This is a genomic window from Demequina gelatinilytica (genome assembly GCF_000971115.1).
Taxonomy (GTDB): domain Bacteria; phylum Actinomycetota; class Actinomycetes; order Actinomycetales; family Demequinaceae; genus Demequina; species Demequina gelatinilytica.
This window is the reverse complement of the sequence record NZ_BBLV01000006.1, coordinates 1-18,303: the sequence shown is the minus strand read 5'-3', so window position 1 is coordinate 18,303 and position 18,303 is coordinate 1. Positions and strand designations below refer to the sequence as shown.

11 protein-coding genes are annotated in these 18,303 nt (G+C 72.3%); 6 read left to right on the top strand and 5 right to left on the bottom strand.

Annotation, left to right across the window (positions count from 1 at the left end; genetic code table 11):
- Window positions 1-14 precede the first annotated feature (14 nt).
- The 5 genes from AOM00_RS06120 to AOM00_RS06100 all read right to left on the bottom strand — a co-directional run bounded on the left by AOM00_RS06120 (window position 15) and on the right by AOM00_RS06100 (window position 5,631).
- The gene (locus tag AOM00_RS06120) at window positions 15-2,549 is read right to left on the bottom strand and encodes an ABC transporter permease (protein ID WP_062516956.1); all 2,535 of its coding nucleotides are present in this window, start codon (window positions 2,547-2,549) and stop codon (window positions 15-17) included.
- Entirely contained in the window at window positions 2,549-3,286 is a 738-nt protein-coding gene (locus AOM00_RS06115; RefSeq protein ID WP_062516955.1) for an ABC transporter ATP-binding protein, read from the bottom strand. The genes AOM00_RS06120 and AOM00_RS06115 overlap by 1 nt, the downstream gene beginning before the upstream one ends.
- Before the next feature lie 112 nt (window positions 3,287-3,398).
- Window positions 3,399-4,061, bottom strand: a complete 663-nt coding sequence (locus tag AOM00_RS06110; protein ID WP_062516954.1) for a response regulator — start codon at window positions 4,059-4,061, stop codon at window positions 3,399-3,401.
- Window positions 4,058-5,284 (bottom strand): sensor histidine kinase, encoded by a 1,227-nt coding sequence (locus tag AOM00_RS06105; RefSeq protein ID WP_062516953.1) that lies wholly within the window; start codon window positions 5,282-5,284, stop codon window positions 4,058-4,060. Before AOM00_RS06105 ends, AOM00_RS06110 begins: the two co-directional genes overlap by 4 nt.
- A 56-nt stretch (window positions 5,285-5,340) precedes the next feature.
- Entirely contained in the window at window positions 5,341-5,631 is a 291-nt protein-coding gene (locus AOM00_RS06100; protein ID WP_062516952.1) for a winged helix-turn-helix domain-containing protein, read from the bottom strand.
- A gap of 114 nt (window positions 5,632-5,745) precedes the next feature.
- Between AOM00_RS06100 and AOM00_RS06095 the strand changes: the two genes are divergently transcribed.
- The 6 genes from AOM00_RS06095 (at window position 5,746) to AOM00_RS06070 (ending at window position 18,207) form a co-directional block, all read left to right on the top strand.
- Window positions 5,746-6,006, top strand: coding sequence for a hypothetical protein (locus AOM00_RS06095; RefSeq protein WP_156159063.1), 261 nt, complete (start codon window positions 5,746-5,748; stop codon window positions 6,004-6,006).
- Between the two features lie 197 nt (window positions 6,007-6,203).
- On the top strand, window positions 6,204-7,292 hold the full coding sequence (locus tag AOM00_RS06090) for a serine/threonine-protein kinase (protein WP_062516950.1): 1,089 nt from the start codon (window positions 6,204-6,206) through the stop codon (window positions 7,290-7,292).
- Window positions 7,289-13,285, top strand: a complete 5,997-nt coding sequence (locus tag AOM00_RS06085; protein WP_062516949.1) for an Ig-like domain-containing protein — start codon at window positions 7,289-7,291, stop codon at window positions 13,283-13,285. The genes AOM00_RS06090 and AOM00_RS06085 overlap by 4 nt, the downstream gene beginning before the upstream one ends.
- Before the next feature lie 31 nt (window positions 13,286-13,316).
- The gene (locus tag AOM00_RS06080) at window positions 13,317-14,306 is read left to right on the top strand and encodes an AAA family ATPase (protein ID WP_062516948.1); all 990 of its coding nucleotides are present in this window, start codon (window positions 13,317-13,319) and stop codon (window positions 14,304-14,306) included.
- Window positions 14,303-15,694: a DUF58 domain-containing protein gene (locus AOM00_RS06075; RefSeq protein ID WP_062516947.1), complete on the top strand. Its 1,392-nt coding sequence runs from the start codon at window positions 14,303-14,305 to the stop codon at window positions 15,692-15,694. Before AOM00_RS06080 ends, AOM00_RS06075 begins: the two co-directional genes overlap by 4 nt.
- The gene (locus tag AOM00_RS06070) at window positions 15,691-18,207 is read left to right on the top strand and encodes a transglutaminase TgpA family protein (protein WP_062516946.1); all 2,517 of its coding nucleotides are present in this window, start codon (window positions 15,691-15,693) and stop codon (window positions 18,205-18,207) included. Before AOM00_RS06075 ends, AOM00_RS06070 begins: the two co-directional genes overlap by 4 nt.
- The last annotated feature ends 96 nt before the right edge of the window (window positions 18,208-18,303 follow it).

Here is an 18,303-nt window from a genome sequence, read left to right as displayed (position 1 = left end):
CGTCCGTGCGTCCGTCAGCCGTCGAAGGCGATGGCCTGCAGGATGTCGAGCTTCGCCGCGCGGCGCGCGGGCGACATCGCCGCCACCACGCCCGCGATGATCGCGAGGACCATGTAGATGCCCAGCCACGCCCAAGGGATCGCCACGGACGTGAAGCCGAACTCCGCGAGCGCCTTCACCAGCGCGACGCCCAGGCCGACGCCCAGGATCATGCCGAGGATGGTGCCGAAGATCGCCATGACGAGCGACTCGATGCGGATCATGCGGCGCACCGACCGGCGCCTCACGCCCACGGCGCGCAGCAGGCCGATCTCCCGCGTGCGCTCGGTCACGGACAGCAGGAGCGTGTTCGCCACACCCAGGACCGCGATGATCAGGGCCGCGCCGAGCATCGCCGAGATCACGCCGAGCAGCAGGTCGATGAACTGGTTGGCGAACTGCGCGAGCTGGTCCGGGCTCGAGAGGACCACCAGCGGGAAGTCCTCCGCGAGCGCCGAGGTCAGCTGCTCCTCGGCGGCCGCGGGGTCCACGCCGTCGTCGAGGACCACCATCGCCTGCAGGATGTCGTAGTCGCCGAACAGCTCGGCGCCGGTGGCCTCGTCGACCCAGAAGTTGGCGTCGCCCTCGCGCTCGTAGAGCCCGGTGACCGTGAGCGTGGCGCTGCCCTCGGCGCCCTCGAGCGCCACCTGGTCGCCGACCTCGACGCCCAGCTCCTGGATCACGGGGTCGATGAAGACCCCGCCGTCCATCCCGTCGAAGTCGGGGTCGTTCGGGTAGTCGTACGCGAGGTCCGCGGTCGCGGGGTCGATGCTAGCGACGGAGTAGCCGAGCCCGTCGTACGTGGCCTGGTCCACGCCCGTCGAGGTGACGAAGTCGACGCCGTCCTCCGAGCCGAGCAGGTCGATCGCGCCGGGCGGGATGGCGCCCTGCGTCGACAGCACGAAGAAGTCGGCCTCGGAGGTCGCGAACTGGTCCGTCACCACGCTCTTGAGCGACTCGGTGAAGGTCGACACCAGGGCGAGCAGCATGACGCCGATCATCAGCGCAGCGGCCGTGTTCGCGCTCCGACGGGGCTCGCGGCGGATGTTGTTGGCCGCGAGCTTGCCGTCCACGCGGAACACGCGCGTGAGGAACGCCTTGAGCCCGTACGCGAGCGGCACGAGCACCTGGGCCGCGAGCAGCGTGACGCCGATGACCAGGACCATCGCGCCCGCGCCGACGAAGACGTAGGGCTTGGCCACGTCCATGTAGAGCCCGACGACGATCGCGAGCACGCCGAGCAGCGTGAGCGCGCCGCCGACGATGTTGCGCATCCGCAGCGGCTTCTTGGACTCGGTCGCGGACTCGCGCAGCGCCTCCATGGGGGAGATGGTCGAGGCGTGGATCGCCGGCATGAGGGCCGCGACGAGCGTGACGAGCGCACCCAGGCTGTAGCCCCAGAGCAGGGCGTCCCACGGCAGCGTGACGGTGCCGAAGATGTTGCCGGACAGGGCCTCGACGAGCGCGGACAGGCCCAGCGCGCCGAGGTAGCCCAGCAGGATGCCCACGGTCGAGGCGACCACCGCGATGACGAGCGCCTCGAGCAGGATCATCGTGCGAAGCTGGCGTCCGCTCACGCCGATCGCGCGGAGCAGCCCGAACTCGCGGGTGCGCTGCGTCACGATGATGCGGAACGTGTTGACGATGATGTACGAGCCGACGAACAGCGCGATGAGCGCGAAGGCGATCGCGAAGATGTCGACGTACTGGAGGATGTCGTCGAGCTGCTCGGCCTGCTCCGCGGCCTTCGCCTCGCCCGTGATGGCCCGCGTCCCCTCAGGGATGACCTCGGAGATCGCCGACGCGACCTGGTCCTTGTCGACCCCGTCCGCGGTGACGACGCTGATGGTCTGGTAGTCCTCGGAGCCGGCGAGCGTCGCCGCGTCGGCCTCGGTCATGTAGCCGAGCGTCGCGCCCTGGAGGGAGTTGGTCTCGCCGAAGCGGACCAGGCCCACGAGCTCGAGCTCGGTGACGCCCGTGTCGGTCGCGATGGAGACCATGTCTCCGATCTCGTAGCCGAGCCGCGGGGCACCGTCGAGGTCGAGCACGATCTGGCCGTCGGCCTCGGGCCCGCTGCCCTCGACCAGGGTCGCCTGGTCGAGCTTCGGGTCGCCGGCCCAGTTGAAGAGCTGGCTCGGGGCGCCGCCGGCGGCCATGAGGTCGCCGGTGGGCTCGAAGTCCTTGGGGAGCACCGAGCCCATCACCTGGATGGTGCCCACCGCGTTCTCGACGCCGTCGACGGCCTGGACCGCGGCGAGGTCGGCGTGGGTGAAGACCGCGTCCGGAGCGGCGAACTGGTCGCCGTCGTCCTCGGTCTCGGTCGGGGCGGGCTCGACGATGACGTCGGTCCCGGCGTAGATCTCGTCGAACAGCTGGTGGAAGCCGCCCGAGAGGGCGTTGGTGAGCGTGAACGTCGCCGAGGCGAGCGCGACACCGAGCGCGACCGCCACGGCGGTCAGGACCAGCCGCTTCGGGTTGTGCTTGACGGACTTGACTGCGAGGCGGAACATCAGTGCCCCATCTGCTTCATGCGGTCGAGCACGCGGTCGGCGGTGGGCTCGCGCATCTCGTCGACGATGCGACCGTCGGCGAGGAACAGGACGCGGTCCGAGTAGGACGCCGCCGACGGGTCGTGGGTCACCATCGCGATGGTCTGGCCGAACTCCTTCACGGCGCGGCGCATGAACCCGAGCAGCTCTGCGCCCGAGCGGGAGTCGAGGTTGCCCGAGGGCTCGTCGGCGAAGATCAGCTCGGGGCGCGCGACGAGCGCACGCGCGACGGCGACGCGCTGCTGCTGGCCTCCGGAGAGCTCGGCGGGCAGGTGGGTGAGGCGGTCGGCGAGGCCGAGGATGCCGATGATCTCGTCGAACCAGGCCGGGTCCACGTCGCGGCCCGAGATGTCGAGCGGCAGCGTGATGTTCTCCTTCGCGCTGAGCGAGGGGATGAGGTTGAAGGCCTGGAAGACGAAGCCGATCTTGTCGCGGCGCACCTGCGTGATCTTGTCCTCGGACAGGCTCGAGATCTGCTGCTCCCCGATCCACGAGTCGCCGGCGGTGAGACAGTCCAGTCCCGCGAGCGTGTGCAGCAGCGTCGACTTGCCCGATCCGGACGGTCCCATGATCGCGGTGAACTCGGCCGCGGCGATGTCGACGTCGATGCCGTCGAGGGCGCGGACCGCCGCGTCGCCGGTGCCGTAGTCCTTGGTGCCGCCGCGCATGGACGCGGCGAGCGTGACGGTGGTGGTCATGACGGGTTCTCCTCGTATCTCAGTACGTGACCGCGCCAGTCTGGCGGAGCGCGCCGGCGCCAGGCATCGTCCGCAAGGACGGTTCTCGACCCTCCCTCTCGGGGATGACCCTCTAGGGGCGAGGCGCGACGATCCCGGAGTCGTAGGCCTCGACCACCGCCTGCACGCGGTCGCGCACCCCCAGCTTGGTGAGGATATGGCTGACGTGCGTCTTAACCGTGGTCGAGGACACGTACAGCTCCGCGGCGATCTCCTGGTTGGACAGCCCGCGCGCCATGAGGCGCAGCACCTCGACCTCGCGCTCGGACAGGTCCCCGACCGCCTCGGGCGACGGATCGGGCTCCTCGACGGGGGCCGTGCGCGCGAACTGCTCGATGACGCGGCGCGTGACCTCGGGCGCCAGGAGCGCGTCCCCGGCGGCGACCACGCGCACTGCCGACACGAGCGCATCGCCGTCGACGCTCTTGAGGAGGAAGCCGGACGCGCCCGCGCGAAGCGCCTCGTAGACGTACTCGTCGTCGTCGAACGTGGTGAGGATGACGATGCGCGCGCCGGGGTGCGCGGCCAGCACCTCGCGCGTCGCGGTGAGGCCGTCCATGCCGGGCATGCGCACGTCCATGAGGACCACGTCCGGCGCGTGCTCGGCGACGATGCGCGCGGCATCGGCGCCCGACGTCGCCTCCGCGACCACCTCGATGTCGCCCTCCGACTCGAGGATCATCCTCAGGCCCACCCGCACCATCGCCTGGTCGTCCACCAGCGCCACCCGGATCATCGTCCGCCCTTCGTCGTGGTGGTGGGCCGGTGGCCCACCTGGTCGTCCGTCGAGGGCAGCGTCGCTCGCACGCGGAACCCTCCGCCGGTCCGTGGACCGTACTCGAGCGTGCCGCCGAGCGCGTGGACGCGCTCGGCCATGCCGCGCAGGCCGTGGCCGCCGCTGTGGTGCGCGGCCTCGGAGATCACGCCGCGGCCGTCGTCCTCGACCACCACCAGCACCCGGTGGGGCTCTCGCTCGACGCGGACCGTCGCGCGGGCTCCCGGGCCGGCGTGCTTCATCGCGTTGGTGAGCGCCTCCTGCACCACGCGGTACGCGTTGAGCTCCACACCGGCGGGCACATGCGACGTGCCCACGATGCTGAGCTCGACCGGCAGGCCCGCGTCCTCGACATGCTGCGCCAGGGCGGGGATCGCGGCCAGCGCGGGCATCGGCTGCATCTCCGCGACCGCGAGGTCGCGCTCGGCGGTGTCGACGGCCTCCTGCTCGGTCGCGCGCAGCACGCCGATCATCCGCTGCATCTCCGCGAGCCCGGTGCGTCCCGATGCCGCGATGGTCGCGAGGGCCTCGAGCACCCGCGCGTCGGAGTCCTTCGCGAGCCTGCGTGCGCCCTCGGCCTGGAGCGTCATCACGGTGATCTCGTGGGCCACCACATCGTGCAGCTCGCGCGCGATGCGGGCCCGCTCGGCGCGCACGGCGTCCTGGGCGACCACGCGCTGCGCCTGCTCGCGCCGCTCATGCTCGAGCTCGAGCACCGTGAGCCGTTCCCGCCTGCGGAAGTCGACGAAGCCGAGCATCATCGGCACGATCACGGCGAGCGCGACGGCCACCAGCGACGTCCACGGCACGTGGTCCGTGTAGAGCAGGCCCACCACGGTCCAGGCGAGGGCGATGGCCAGCACCGCGCCGCCATGGATGAGCGCCGTCCGTCGCGGGGTGTACGCGGCGATGCCGTACAGCGCGAGGTAGAGCGCGAACATCGCGGGCGTATCGGCGTAGCCGATGCCCACGGTCGCGGCCCACGGCAGCAGGATGGCCCAGAGCACGATGCGCGGGTACTGCTGACGCCAGGCGACGGGAGCGACCTGCGCGAGGATGAGCAGGAGGCCCCAGGCGTCGTAGTCGTGCGCGGTGGCCGGGGCGGCGTGGACCCCGATGAGGGCGAGGATCAGCAGCGCTGCCGCGATCGCGATGTCCCCCCAGCGAGGCGCCCTCACATCCATCCGGCCAGCGTAGGGCGAGGGCGGCGGCAGGGGAATCGTCCGTACGGACGACCCGCTCAGCCGAGGAAGCGGTAGCCGATGCCTCGGGCCGTCGCGATGGCGTCCGCGCCGAGGCGGGCGCGCAGATAGCGGATGTACACGTCGAGCACGTTCTCGCGGGCCGCTGAGCCCCACACCGCCTCAAGGGCCTCGCGGCGCGTGACGACCCGGTCCGCATGCGACATCAGCAGGTGCGCGAGCTGGAGCTCGCGCGGGCTCAGCTGAACGGGCTCCCCGTCGCACGTGAGCTCGCGCGCGACGGGGTCGAGCACGCACCGGCCGACGTGGAGCGTCGTGTCCTCCGGCATGTCCTCCCGTCGGCGCGCGCGCAGCCGCGCGCGGCGCGTGACGGAGGTCCCGGGTGGCCGCTAGTGTGAGCTGCATCACACGCGGTGAGGGTCGCGTGGCTGAGGGGGTCCGAGATGTTCAGGCGTCGAGCGCATGCGGAGGCGATGGGGCGAGCGATCGTGCGCCTGCGGGAGCACACCGCTGCCCAGCGCATCGCGCAGGGTGCGCCGCCGCTCGCTGTGGCCGTGCCGCTTCGCGCCGCCGCCGCGATCGCCGCCTCGAGCGCGACGCGTGCGGAGATCGCCACGCTCGCCTCGCGGGCATCGTCCCCTGCGACCGCGTCGCCGGTCGCGCCCTCGCCCGCCGGCACCGAGTGGACCGGCAGGGCGCGCTGACCCGGGCGCGGCGCGGGCCACGTCTTCCGCGCCGCGATGCCGCAACTCCGACATAACGGACGTTACCAGGCGTGACATGCGCCACAACGGCGGATGCAGGGCCTCGCCTCGATTAGGGTACGAAGCATCGCACGCCCGCGCCTCGCGCGCGGCATGCGGTCGAGTCTTGGTGACCGTTCCTGCTGAGGGGGGAAGGAATGGCGAAGCGAAGCCCGCTCGCGCCTCCGGTGCTGCCTGGATACTCCTACGTGCGCGCGCTGGGGTCCGGCGGCTTCGCCGACGTGTTCCTGTACCGCCAGGACATGCCGCGCCGCGAGGTCGCGGTCAAGGTGCTCGAGAGCTCCGCCGTGAGCGCCGAGCTGCTCGACAACGAGGTCGACGTGATGGCGAGCCTCAGCGCGCACCCGTCGATCCTCACCGTCTACGAGGCGTCCATCTCCGCGGACGGGCGGCCGTACATGGTCATGGAGTTCTGCCCGGGCTCGCTCAGCTCGCGCTACCGCGTGGAGCAGATCCCGATCGCGGAGGTGCTGTCGATCGGCATCCGCGTGGCGTCCGCGGTCGAGGCCGCGCATCGCGTGGGCGTCCTGCACCGCGACATCAAGCCGTCGAACATCCTGACGACCCAGTTCGGGCATCCCGTGCTCGCGGACTTCGGCGTCGCGGCGATGATCGCGACGGTCGAGTCCGAGGATGTCGCGATGTCGGTGCCGTGGTCCGCGCCCGAGCTGGTCGCGCGCACCAGTTCCGGCTCGATCGCCACCGAGGTGTGGGCCCTCGCCGCGACGGTCTACACGCTCGCCGCCGGACGCACGCCGTTCCAGTCCCTCGACGGCAGGCGCGACGAGGCCTCGCATCGTGACCGGATCTCCAAGGCTCGGTACACGCCGCTCGGCCGACCCGACGCCCCCGCGGCGCTCGACGCGGTGCTCGCCGGCGGCATGCGCCGACTCCCGGGCGACCGCTACCAGAGCGCGGGCGCCTTCGCGGAGGCGCTTCAGCACGTCGAGCGCGAGCTGGGCCTGCCCGGGACGTCGCTCGACATCCCCTCGAGCGGATGGGCGCCCATCGCGGCTCCGTCCGCGGGCGAGCCCCCGCGCGGCCCCGTGAGGTCCACCGTGCAGGTCGAGTCGAAGCGCGCCAGGGTCGCGACCGCGGCCTCCGCGAGCGCGACCGCGAAGCCGCCGGCAGCATCGAACCGGCGCGGCACCGTCGTCGGCATCGCGACGGGCATCGGGATCGCCCTCGCGGGCCTCGCGGCCGCAGCCTGGTGGGTCCTGCTGTGACCGAGCCCGCCGTCGGTCGCTACTCCGCGGCGCGACGCGCCCGCGCGTGGCGCATCGGCGGCGGCGCGGCATGCCTCGCCCTGGCTGCCGGTGTGGTGCTCGGCCCCGACTTCGACCAGCGGGAGGTCGAGTCCGAGGAGCCGGGCGTGTGGATCCTCAAGGGCGATGGCGAGCACGCGCAGTACGGCCGGGTGAACACGACCCTGGGCGAGCTCGACACCTACCGGGCGGTCGCGAACCCCTCGGGCCTGGTGCAGTCCGGCTCGCAGGTGCTGATGTTCGCCGAGCACAACTCGCTGGTGACGGTCCTGGCGCCGGGGCGCGCCGTGGACATCGTCGCGGGCGAGGGCGCCGCCACGTCCGCGGGTACCGGGGAGGTGGTGCACGCGGGCGACTACTTCGCGTACATCGGCTCGGACGGGTCGGTCCGCGGCGGCCGTGTCTCCGACGGCACCGGGATCGCCTCGATCGTGCTCGATCCGTACTCCGCCGTCGACACCGCCGACGGCGAGGCGACGGCGACCTTCTCCGCCGATGCGGTCGCGCTCCGGTCGGACGGCTCTCTCGCGGCCCTGTCGCGCAGCGGCGACGTGGTCGAGGGCTCGCTCGCCACGGGCGACGCCGACGGCGGCGCGACCCTCACGCGGACCGAGATCGAGCCCACGGGCGAGGACCTCGCGATGTCCTTCGCGGGTGACCGCTACGTGGTCTGGGACCCGGCTGCCGCGCAGCTCTGGGTCGAGGACCAGCCCCGTCCGGTGAGCATCCCTGTCGAGGACGACGACGCGCTCCTGCAGGCCGCGCCGACCGACGACGGGACGGTGGCGATCGCGGACAGCTTCGGCGTCATCAGGGTCGACCTCGAGACCATGTCCGCCGAGCACGCGTTCGGGCCGGAGAGCACGGAGCTCGGCATCGTGAGCGCGCCCCTCGAGGTGGACGGCGAGCTCACGGTGGCGTGGCTCGCCAAGGGCGGCGCGGGTGGCCTCCTGTGGCGCGACGGCGAGGGCCGTATCCCGCTCGACTACGCGGGCGGGACGCTCACGGATACGCCGCGCACCGCGATCCAGAGCAACGGCACGCGCGCGGTGGTCAACGACACGGTGAGCGGGTGGGCCTGGGACGCCGTCGACGGCACCCCGGTCGCGTCGAGCCAGCAATGGGCGCAGGACTCCCTGCAGCAGGACGACACGAGCACGGCCGAGGCGACCCCGGAGGTTCAGGAGCAGCGGCCGCCCACCGCCGAGGACGACGACTTCGGGGTGCGCGCAGGACGCCAGGTGCGGCTTCCCGTGCTCCTCAACGATCACGATCCCAACGGGGACCCGCTCGCGATCGTGCCGGGCACGCTCGAAGGTCTGCAGCAGGACTTCGGCACCGTGGCCATCGCGGACGACGGTCAGGCGATCGTCGCGACCATCGCGGCCGACGCGACGGGGAGCGCGACGTTCACGTACGGCATCTCCGACGGCACCGCGGCAGGGTCGGGCGCCGGTGCGGTCGCGACGGTGACGCTCACCGTCCATGACGAGGATCAGAACGGTGCCCCTCAGTGGTGCGGCGACGACCCGGGCTGCCTCGCGGAGGAGCCCGGCGGCTCCGTCGCCGTCGGCGGCTCGACCCGCATCGACGCCCTCACCGGCTGGGTGGACCCGGACGGCGACCCGATCTACCTGTCGGATGCGGCGACGGACTCCCCGTCCGCGAACGCCGTCGCCGCGTCCGACGGCACCGTGGTGTTCACGCACCAGGACCCTCAGGCGGAGGCCGCTCCCGCGACCGTTGACCTGCAGGTCGCGGATGTCCACGGCGCATCGACCCCCATGACGATCACGGTGTCGGTCGAGGGTTCGCCACGACTGACCGCGGAGACGCTCACGGTGCAGCGCGCCACGGGCCCGCGCCAGTCGATCGACATCTCCGAGGCGGTGTCGGGGGCGCAGGGTCCCCTGACGATGACCGAGGTCGAGGCGGACGACGCGAACGTCGCGATCGCGACCGACGTGGTCGGTTTCACCTTCTCAGCCGAGGAGGAGGGCAGCTACACCGTCACGTACGTCGTGGGCGACGGCAGCGCGGAGGTGACCGGATACGTGCGCGTGGACGTGGTCCCGCGCGACGAGGCGGAGTTCTCGACCGTGCCCCTCACCGCGTTCGTGCGCGACGGCGAGGACGTCACCGTCGACGTGGTCGGCTCCGCGACCAACCCGGCCGGGCTGGTGCTCGTCGTCGAGGATCCGCAGCCGGACGTCGCCGACGAGGCCGTGTCCGCCCAGTCGGGGCGCGCCTCCGATCTGCGAGCCTCCGCGGTCGGTCTCAGCTCGCTGCGGCTGTCCGGGTCGACGGGTGATGGGGAGCCCGGGCTCATCGGCACGGTGCGCTACACGCTCTCCGACGGTGCCGGCACCGCGGTGACCGGAGAGGTCGCCGTGGTGATGGTCGACTCGAGCGGCGCGCCCGCGCCCGCGGTGGTCGACGACGCGTACACCGTGCGTGCCGGCACGCAGGTCGACTTCTCCGTGCTGAAGAACGATGCCGGCGCGCCGGGCACCGTGGTCACGCTCGCGGCGGGCTCGGTCTCGGCGGGGGACGATTCAGGCCTCGCCTTCACCTCCGGCCGCGTGGTGCGCTACCTCGCCCCCGAGACGCCCGGCACCTACTCCTTCACGTATGACGCCTATCCGATCGGGTATCCCGAGCAGGTCAGCACGGCCACGGTGGTGGTCGAGGTGAAGGGCACGGAGATCAACACGGCTCCGACCCCCGCGGACGTGACCGCGCGCGCGAACCTCGGCCTCAGCGTCACCATCCCGATCGCCGCGGGCGGTCAGGACCCCGATGGCGACCCCATCCGCATCGTGGGCATCAAGGAGGCCCCTGCGAAGGGCGCCGCCGAGGTCTCCGCCGACGGCAGGTCGCTCGTCTACACGGCCGCGACCGACGCGTCGGGGCAGTTCGAGTTCACGTTCATCGTCGAGGACGCGGCCCGCGCGCAGGCCGTCGCCACGGCGCACATCGGCGTCGCGGAGGGCCAGGTCGCGCCGGCCCCCATCACGTTCACGGACTATGTCCAGGTCCAGGTGGGTGAGGGCCATCAGGTGGTCCTCGATCCCGTGGCGAACGACACCGATCCGCTCGGCGAGGAGCTCGCGCTGGTCGAGATCACGCCGGACGAGGTCGCGGAGTCGGACGCCTACGAGGCGCTTGCCGCGCGCATCAGCCGCGCGGAGGACAGCGATCTCATCACCATCAGCGCGGGGGACGAGCCGACCACGTACTCGTACCTCTACAAGGTCCGCAGCGCGAGCGGTTCCGAGTCGTACGGCCGTGTGGTGGTCAAGGTGGTGCGCGACGCGATCCCTGACGTGCCGGTGCTCGAGGACACCGTGCTCGCGTTCGAGGACCGCGAGACGTTCGAGACCGGCGTCGACGTCGTGACCGGCCGGGCCGCGTGGGCGTCGGGGGACGTCGCGGCCCTGACCGTCACGCCGTACGAGCGCGAGGAGGACGTCCAGGCCACGGGCCGGTCGCTGCAGGGACCCCTCCCGCAGGACACGCGCACGGTGGTCTTCAAGGTCTCCGGCGCGGACTTCGAGGGCGAGGAGTCGTTCACGTACGGCTTCCTCACGGTGCCCGGCATCGACGACTTCGTCCCGCGCCTCAACGCCACGCTCGAGCCCGTCCAGGTCAAGGAGGGCGAGAAGGTCGCCTTCGACCTCGGGACCATGGTGGCGGTCCCCGACGGCGAGGTCCTCGAGATCCTCCCCACGTCGGTGAGGACCACGGCGGCACGCTCGGAGGCACGATGCGAGGCCCGGCAGGGCCTGGGCCTCACCTACGACGCGGGCTGGGGTGCGCCGTACAGCGACGGCTGCGTGGTCGGGGCGCGCCTGGTGGGCCAGGACGAGTACACGCTGCTCACGGTGCCGATCGTGGTCGAGCCCGTGGATCCGCTCCCGAGCCTCACGAGCACCGCGCTCGAGATCTCGCCCGGTGACACGCAGACCGTGGACCTGGGCGAGATGGTGGCGTGGGACAACGTCGTGGGCCGCGATGTGACGCTCAGGGCGTCGACGCGCGGCGGCGAGAGCTTCGATGTGGTCCAGAACGGGATGCAGCTCACCATCACGACGCATGACGACGCTCGACCGGGTCAGGAATCGGATGTCGCCCTGACGGCGACATCGCACGACGGCGTGCAGCCGGGCGGCATCCATCTCACCGTGGGCCCCGCCCCGACCGAGCTGCCCAAGGGCGCCACCGTGAAGATCGACTGCCGAGCCGACGACCCGCAGTCCTGCGCGGCCTCCGTGATCGACGGTCCTGGCGAGGTCAACCCGCTTCCCACGACAGCGCTCACGCTCGTCGACGTCGTGTCGACCGGGGACTGCGCGGCCGCCTCCTTCACGCAGGACGGCGATCGCGTGCGGATGTCCTGGGCCGAGGACATGCCGGGCGGCACGTGCACCGCGAGCTTCACGGTCCAGGATGCGCAGGGGCGGGCGAGCTCCGGCGCACGCAACGGGACCGTGATCGTGGACTTCAGCGGCTACCCCGCGGCGCCCGCCTCGCTCAGCCAGGTGGGGTACGGCGACGGCACCATCGTCTTCGCGGTCAAGCCCGGGAAGAAGGCGTACCCGCCCGTCACCGGCTTCGAGGTGCAGCGCGACGGGCGGACCGTCGCGACGTGCGACACGAGCGGTGCGTGCACGGAGGTCGACGGGCTCACCAACGGTGCGGAGGCGACGTACACCGCGGTCGCGGTCAACGCGATCGGGACGTCGCGGAGCTCGACCGCCGGGATCGTCGCGTGGGCGTACCTGCCACCCGCGGCCGTCGGGACCGTGACGTGGGAGCCGAGCGGCGACGGCACCGTGTCCGGCACGGTCGGTGGCATCGACCCGTCGACGGCGCAGCTCACGCTGCGCGGGTCCTGGGGCGAGAAGGTTATCGGCGTCACGGGGACCACGGCACGGTTCACGGACCTGTCGATCGGATCGAACACCTCGACCGCGGTCGAGATCACGCCCGCGAGCCGCTTCCCTGTCCCCGCAGGTGCAGGCCCGACCGATGTCGACACCACCACGGTCCAGATGAACGGCGTCGGGGCTCCCGTGCTCGCGGTCAAGCGCGACAGCGACGGGGCGGACGACGGCAGCGCGGAGTTCACCGTGACGCTCACCGGCGGCGGCGACGACGCGACCTTGCTCTACGGGTACACCGCGGACGGCAAGAAGTGCGTCGCCGAGACGGCAGGGAGCGGCACGGTCACCGTCCCGGTCGACATCGAGCGCAACGAGGTCAACCAGGTCATCTTCTGCGCGCTGTCCCGATGGGGCACCCGGACGTACGGGGAGGCGACGTGGACGTCCGACGAGTGGCTCCCCGTGAGCTCGGGCAAGCCGGCGCTCGGCTCCTTCAGCTGGGGGGTCTCGTGCACCACCGGCTCGTGCACCACCGTCGATGGCGGGACCGGTAGCGGCGGCCAGAGCCCCGTGGACTCCGGAAGCGCGCCGGGCGGGTTCTCGCTCTACTGGTTCGTGGGCGGCGTGAACACGGGTGAGAAGTCGTTCCCGTGGTACGCGGTGGACGAGGGCAGGTCGGTCACGGCGGCGTACTGCAAGCGCCAGTGGGGCCAGCTCTTCTGCTCGGGTCAGTCGAACGCCACCACCGCCGCGGTGCTCAACGGCGGCTCGGAGACCCGCTTCTCGTTCTCGCTCGCCGGCTCGCTGGTCCAGCAGAGCGAGGCCGTGCCGGCCGATCCGGAGGACCCCGAGTCCGTCGCGTCGCCGGCGACCTACCTGCTCCGCTGGGCGACCGAGGGCACGGTGCCCGCGAGCGCGACCGTGAGCGTGCCGCGCTACTCGGACGGGCTGCCCGGCGACCCGACCACGGAGGCCTTCGCCCTTCCGGAGGGTGACGTCACCGTCACGATCGACGTCGCGTTCGCCGGAGGCCGGACGGCGACGCTCTCCACCATCTGCTACCCGTGAACATCTGCACCACCGTGAGGAAGGCCCTGACATGACCGCTGACACCACCGCCCAGCAGGGCGTCACGCCGGACCAGGCGTCCTGGTTCGCGCAGCAGTTCGCGCTGCTCGTGGGCAATGTCGAGACCGCGGTGCTCGGCAAGCACCACGTGGTCGAGCTCGCCTTCACCACCATGATCAGCGGCGGCCACCTGCTGCTCGAGGATGTGCCGGGAACGGGCAAGACCTCGCTCGCACGGGCCATGTCGCAGTCCGTCCACGGCTCGGCATCGCGCATCCAGTTCACCCCGGACCTGCTTCCCGGCGACGTCACGGGCATCTCGGTCTACGACCAGCGCAACGGCCAGTTCGACTTCCACCGCGGACCCATCTTCGCGAACGTCGTGCTCGCGGACGAGATCAACCGTGCGTCGCCCAAGACGCAGTCGGCGCTTCTCGAGGTGATGGAGGAGGGCAACGTCACGGTCGACGGCACCACGCATGCCGTCGGGGCGCCCTTCATGGTGATCGCGACGCAGAACCCTGTCGAGCAGGCGGGCACGTACGGGCTGCCGGAGGCGCAGCTGGACCGCTTCCTCATGCGCACCTCGCTGGGCTACCCGGACCACGGCGCCACCCTCAAGATCCTCCAGAACGCCCACGAGCCTCACCGGACGGTCGAGGCGGTCGTCGCGCTCGAGACGGTCGTGGCCATGACCCAGATGTGCCGCGGGGTCTACCTCGATGCGCTCATCGCCGACTACATCGCGCGCGTGGTCGAGGCCACGCGCGACGCGACGCAGGTGCGGCTCGGGTCGTCGACGCGCGGCGCGATCGCGCTCGCGCGCGTGGTCCGCGCGTGGGCGCTCGCGCACGGCCGCACGTATGTCACCCCTGACGACGTCAAGGCGCTCGCGGAGCCGGTGCTCGCGCACCGGCTCATCCTCGAGCCCGAGGCCGAATTCGACGGTGTCACCGCGACCGCGGTGATCGCGCAGATCCTGCTCGACGTCCCGCCGCCCACCCACGACGCGCGCGCGTGACGGAGCGCACCACCGGCTCGCGCACGGGCCTCTCGAGCCGCACTCGGGGGACCCGGACGCAGTCGCGCACCCAGACGCAGTCGCGCACCCACACCCAGGTCGCGGCCACCCGCCGCGGCCGTGCGGTGCGGACCGGGCTGGTCCTGCGCGCCGCCGCTGCGGCGGTGGGGACGGGAACCTCCCGCGCGTGGGAGGCCGTGGGGTCGGTGGTGACGTCCGCAGGCTGGTTCGCGGCGGCGTGGGCGGCGTTCGGCATGGTCGCTGGAGTCGTGTGGGGATGGAGCGAGCTGCTCGTGGGCGGCGTGGTCGCGCTCGCGCTCGTGGTGATCGCCGCGTTCTTCCTCATCGGTCGTGAGCCGCGCGATGTCGCCTTCGCGGTCGATCGCGACGCCGTGGTGGCAGGCCAGCCCGCGGAGGGCTCCGTGACCGTCTCCAACTCGCGTGCGCGTCTCGCGTGGGCGAGCCGGCTCGACCTGCCCATCGGCCCGAGCCTGTCCGAGGTGCATGTCCCGGCGCTGCGGCACGGGCAGGCGTTCACCGCGACGGTCGCGCTTCCCACGCATCGGCGCGGCATCATCGACGTCGGGCCCGCCACCACGGCGCGTGAGGACCCGTTGCGCCTGGTGCGCCGCGAGTTCCGATGGTCGGATGTGCACACGCTGTACGTCCACCCCCGCACCGTCGCGGTACCGTCCACCGCCCAGGGGTTCATCCGGGACCTCGAGGGCGCGGCGACTCGCGTGCTGTCGAGCGAGGACATCTCCTTCCATGCCGTGCGCGACTACACGCCCGGCGACGCCCGTCGCCACGTGCACTGGAAGTCGACCGCGAAGACGGGTTCCCTCATGGTCCGTCAGTTCGAGGAGACCCGTCGCTCCACCATGGTCCTCATGCTCGACCTCGACGCCGGGTCGTACGGCTCCGAGGCGGAGTTCGAGATGGCCGTGAGCGCGATCGGCTCCCTGGGCGTGCGCGCGATCCGTGACGGCAGGGACGTCGAGGTCTACGTCTCCGGTGCGGTGCCCCACTTCGCGCGTGCGACCGTGCGCTCGCTCGAGCGCCTGCGCACGGTCTCTCCGCGCGCGCTGCTCGACGACCTCTCCGGGGTCGAGACGTCGACCGAGGTCATGGACCTCGACACCCTCACCCGCGTGGTTGCGGAGAAGGCGGACGATGCGTCGATCGCGTTCATGGTGACGGGTGCCGCCGCGGCGCTCGAGCACGTCCAGACGGCGGCCTTCGCGTTCCCCTCCGACGTCTCTGTCGCGGCGGTGCTGTGCGATCCGGTCGACGAGCCGTCGGTCGCGGCGCTCGGCCGCGTCCAGGTGGTCACCATCGCGCTGCTCGAGGACCTGCGCAGCCTCATGGCCCGCGGAGCCTCCCGATGAGCCGCCGGCGGGCGCCGCTCGCGGAGATCGCCCTCGCCTCGGCATGCGCCGCGATCCTCACGCTGCTCGCCGCCGTGACGCTCGCGGGCGCCTACGGCGCCGACAACCTCGCGGTCCCGGCGCTCGTCGCCACCACGTCCGCGGTGCTGCTCGCGGCCCTCTCCGCTCGTCTCGGCTGGGGGTGGGGGGTCTCGGTGCTCGTCGCCGTCGCCGGCTACCTGGTCGGTGCGCTGCTGCTCGCGACCCCTGGCGCCGCATCATCCCCCGAGGATCTCGCGCGTGCGGCCGTCGACGTGGTGACCGGACCGGTCGTGGGCTGGAAGGGCGTGGTCACGCTGCCCGCTCCGCTCGGCACCTACGAGGGCGTCATGGTGCCCGCGTACGCGCTGCTCTACGCGGGCGCCTGGGCCGCCGTGTCCTTCGCGCTGCGCGCTCCCGCACGCTGGTGGATCGGCCCGCTCGTGTCGGCGGCCACCCTGGTCGTCGCGATCGTGGTCGGCCCCAGCCGGCACGCCGGGGCGATCGCCGCGGCCGGCGTCACCGTGCCTCGCGAGGCGGTCGTGGGTGTCGCGGCGTTCGCGACGCTGCTCGCGTGGTTCGTGGCGCGTGCGGCCCTCGATCGCTCTCGGCTCACCGGTGCGGAGGGTACGCGGGCCCGCGCGCCTCGCCGGCTGCGGGCCACCGCGGCCGCCTCAGCCGTCGCGATGATCGCGATGGCGCTCGGCATCACCGTCCTCGCCTCATCCGTGCTGCCCGCGCCCGCCCGCACCGTCGCGAGGACCCAGGTCGAGGCGACCGTGGCGATCGCGAACGCGGAGACCCCGCTGTCGACCTATCGAGCATTCATGCGCGACGCCGCGTTCGACGCTCCGCTCTTCACCGTCGAGGGTGCGGAGGGCGTGACGCGCGTGCGTCTCGCGGTGCTTCCGTACTTCGACGGCGACCGCTTCACGCAGCTCGACGCGTCCGGCGCTGCGGGCACCGTCTTCCGGCGGCTTCCTGCGAGCCTCGGCTCGGGGGACGATGCGGTCCAGGCGACCGTGACCGTGCAGGGCCTCGCGGAGCCGTGGGTACCCCTGGTCGGGGAGCTCGACGAGGTCGCCTTCGGCGGGGACCGTGCCAGCACCCTCGTCGACTCGTTCTACTACGTCCAGGGCGGCGGCTCGGGCATCGTGGCAGGGGGGCTCGAGGAGGGCGATGTCGTGGAGATCGCCGCGACGCTCGACGAGGCCGGCGGGCTCGAGGGTCTGCAGGGCCGCATCACCGCCGCCCCCGAGGAGCTCCCTGCCTCGCTCGTGACGTGGGTCGAGGCGCAGGGGCTGGGGCAGGATGGCGCAAGCCTGCTCGAGCTCATCGACCGTCTCCGCTCGCGCGGCTACGTGTCGCACGATGTGGTCGAGGCCGAGTCCGGCACGTACGCGTGGCAGACCGCGCTCGGCGGGCATGACTTCGCAAGCTCTCAGGCCGGGCACTCCATCGCACGCCTGGAGCTCCTGTTCTCCCAGCTCAACGAGCGCGCCGACGAGGTAGGCGACCAGGCGGACGCCGATCTCCTGGTCGCGGCCGTCGGGGATGACGAGCAGTTCGCCGCGGCGTCGGCGCTGCTCGCGCGCTACCTGGGGTTCGACGCGCGCGTGGTGGTGGGGGCGCGGCTCGCGGAGACCGACCCGCACGGCTGGACACCGCCCGTCTGCGATGACGGCGAGTGCGCGGGCCGGCATATGTCCGCGTGGATCGAGGTCGCGACCGCGTCCGGCTGGGTCGCGGTGGACACGTCGCCGCAGACCGAGCTCGGGCTCCTCCCCGAGGTGGCGACCGTGCGCGAGCCCGAGCTCGGCACGGACCTCCGCGATGAGGAGGCGGCCGTGATCGACCCGCCGAGCTCGCAGCGCAGCCGCAGCGGGGAGTCGGTCGAGGACGTCGTCGAGGAGGAGGCGGCCGCCGCGGTGCTGTCGCACGCATGGCGCATCGTCCTCATCTCCGGAGTCGGCCTGCTCGCGCTCGTGCTGCCGCTGATGGTGCTGATCGCGTGGAAGGCGGCCCGCCGCGCGCGCAGGCGGGGGCGCCGCGCGGACGACGCGATCAGGGCGGGCTGGCAGCAGTACCTGGACGATGCCGCCGATGCGGGGCTCCCGCCGGCGGGGCCGCGCACGTACAGCGAGGTCTCTCAGGCGTACGGCTCGCCGCACGGCGCGGCGATCGCGGCGCTCGCGACCAAGGTCGACTTCTCGCACCTCGAGGTCGGGGCCGAGGAGCGGGAGACGATGTGGCGGCTCGTGCGCGAGGACCGGCGCCACTGGCTGTCCGCGCGTTCGTGGGGAGCGCGCATCCGCATGAGGTTGTCGCTGCGCTCGCTCCTGCGGGATGTGCGCCGCGACGCCCCTCAGATCCACGCCCGCACCGATGCGGGTCGCAGCACATGGAAGACGGACCGGACGGCGGCGACGAGGTCTCGGGTCGAGACCCGGAGCCGGTCGCGCCGGACTCGACGCAAGGGAGGTTCTCGTGACTGACAACCACATGCCGGGCAAGGCGCCCGGGACGCACGCCGCACAGCCCGCGCCCGCGGGCTTCCCGCCGCCGCCACCGCCCGCGCCTGCGGGCTACCC

What these genes read in the sequence shown, in the direction of transcription:
- AOM00_RS06120 (WP_062516956.1), bottom strand. Translation starts at nt 2,549, where the DNA reads ATGTTCCGCCTCGCAGTCAAGTCCGTCAAGCACAACCCGAAGCGGCTG.
- AOM00_RS06115 (WP_062516955.1), bottom strand. Translation starts at nt 3,286, where the DNA reads ATGACCACCACCGTCACGCTCGCCGCGTCCATGCGCGGCGGCACCAAG.
- AOM00_RS06110 (WP_062516954.1), bottom strand. Translation starts at nt 4,061, where the DNA reads ATGATCCGGGTGGCGCTGGTGGACGACCAGGCGATGGTGCGGGTGGGC.
- AOM00_RS06105 (WP_062516953.1), bottom strand. Translation starts at nt 5,284, where the DNA reads ATGGATGTGAGGGCGCCTCGCTGGGGGGACATCGCGATCGCGGCAGCG.
- AOM00_RS06100 (WP_062516952.1), bottom strand. Translation starts at nt 5,631, where the DNA reads ATGCCGGAGGACACGACGCTCCACGTCGGCCGGTGCGTGCTCGACCCC.
- AOM00_RS06095 (WP_156159063.1), top strand. Translation starts at nt 5,746, where the DNA reads ATGTTCAGGCGTCGAGCGCATGCGGAGGCGATGGGGCGAGCGATCGTG.
- AOM00_RS06090 (WP_062516950.1), top strand. Translation starts at nt 6,204, where the DNA reads ATGGCGAAGCGAAGCCCGCTCGCGCCTCCGGTGCTGCCTGGATACTCC.
- AOM00_RS06080 (WP_062516948.1), top strand. Translation starts at nt 13,317, where the DNA reads ATGACCGCTGACACCACCGCCCAGCAGGGCGTCACGCCGGACCAGGCG.
- AOM00_RS06070 (WP_062516946.1), top strand. Translation starts at nt 15,691, where the DNA reads ATGAGCCGCCGGCGGGCGCCGCTCGCGGAGATCGCCCTCGCCTCGGCA.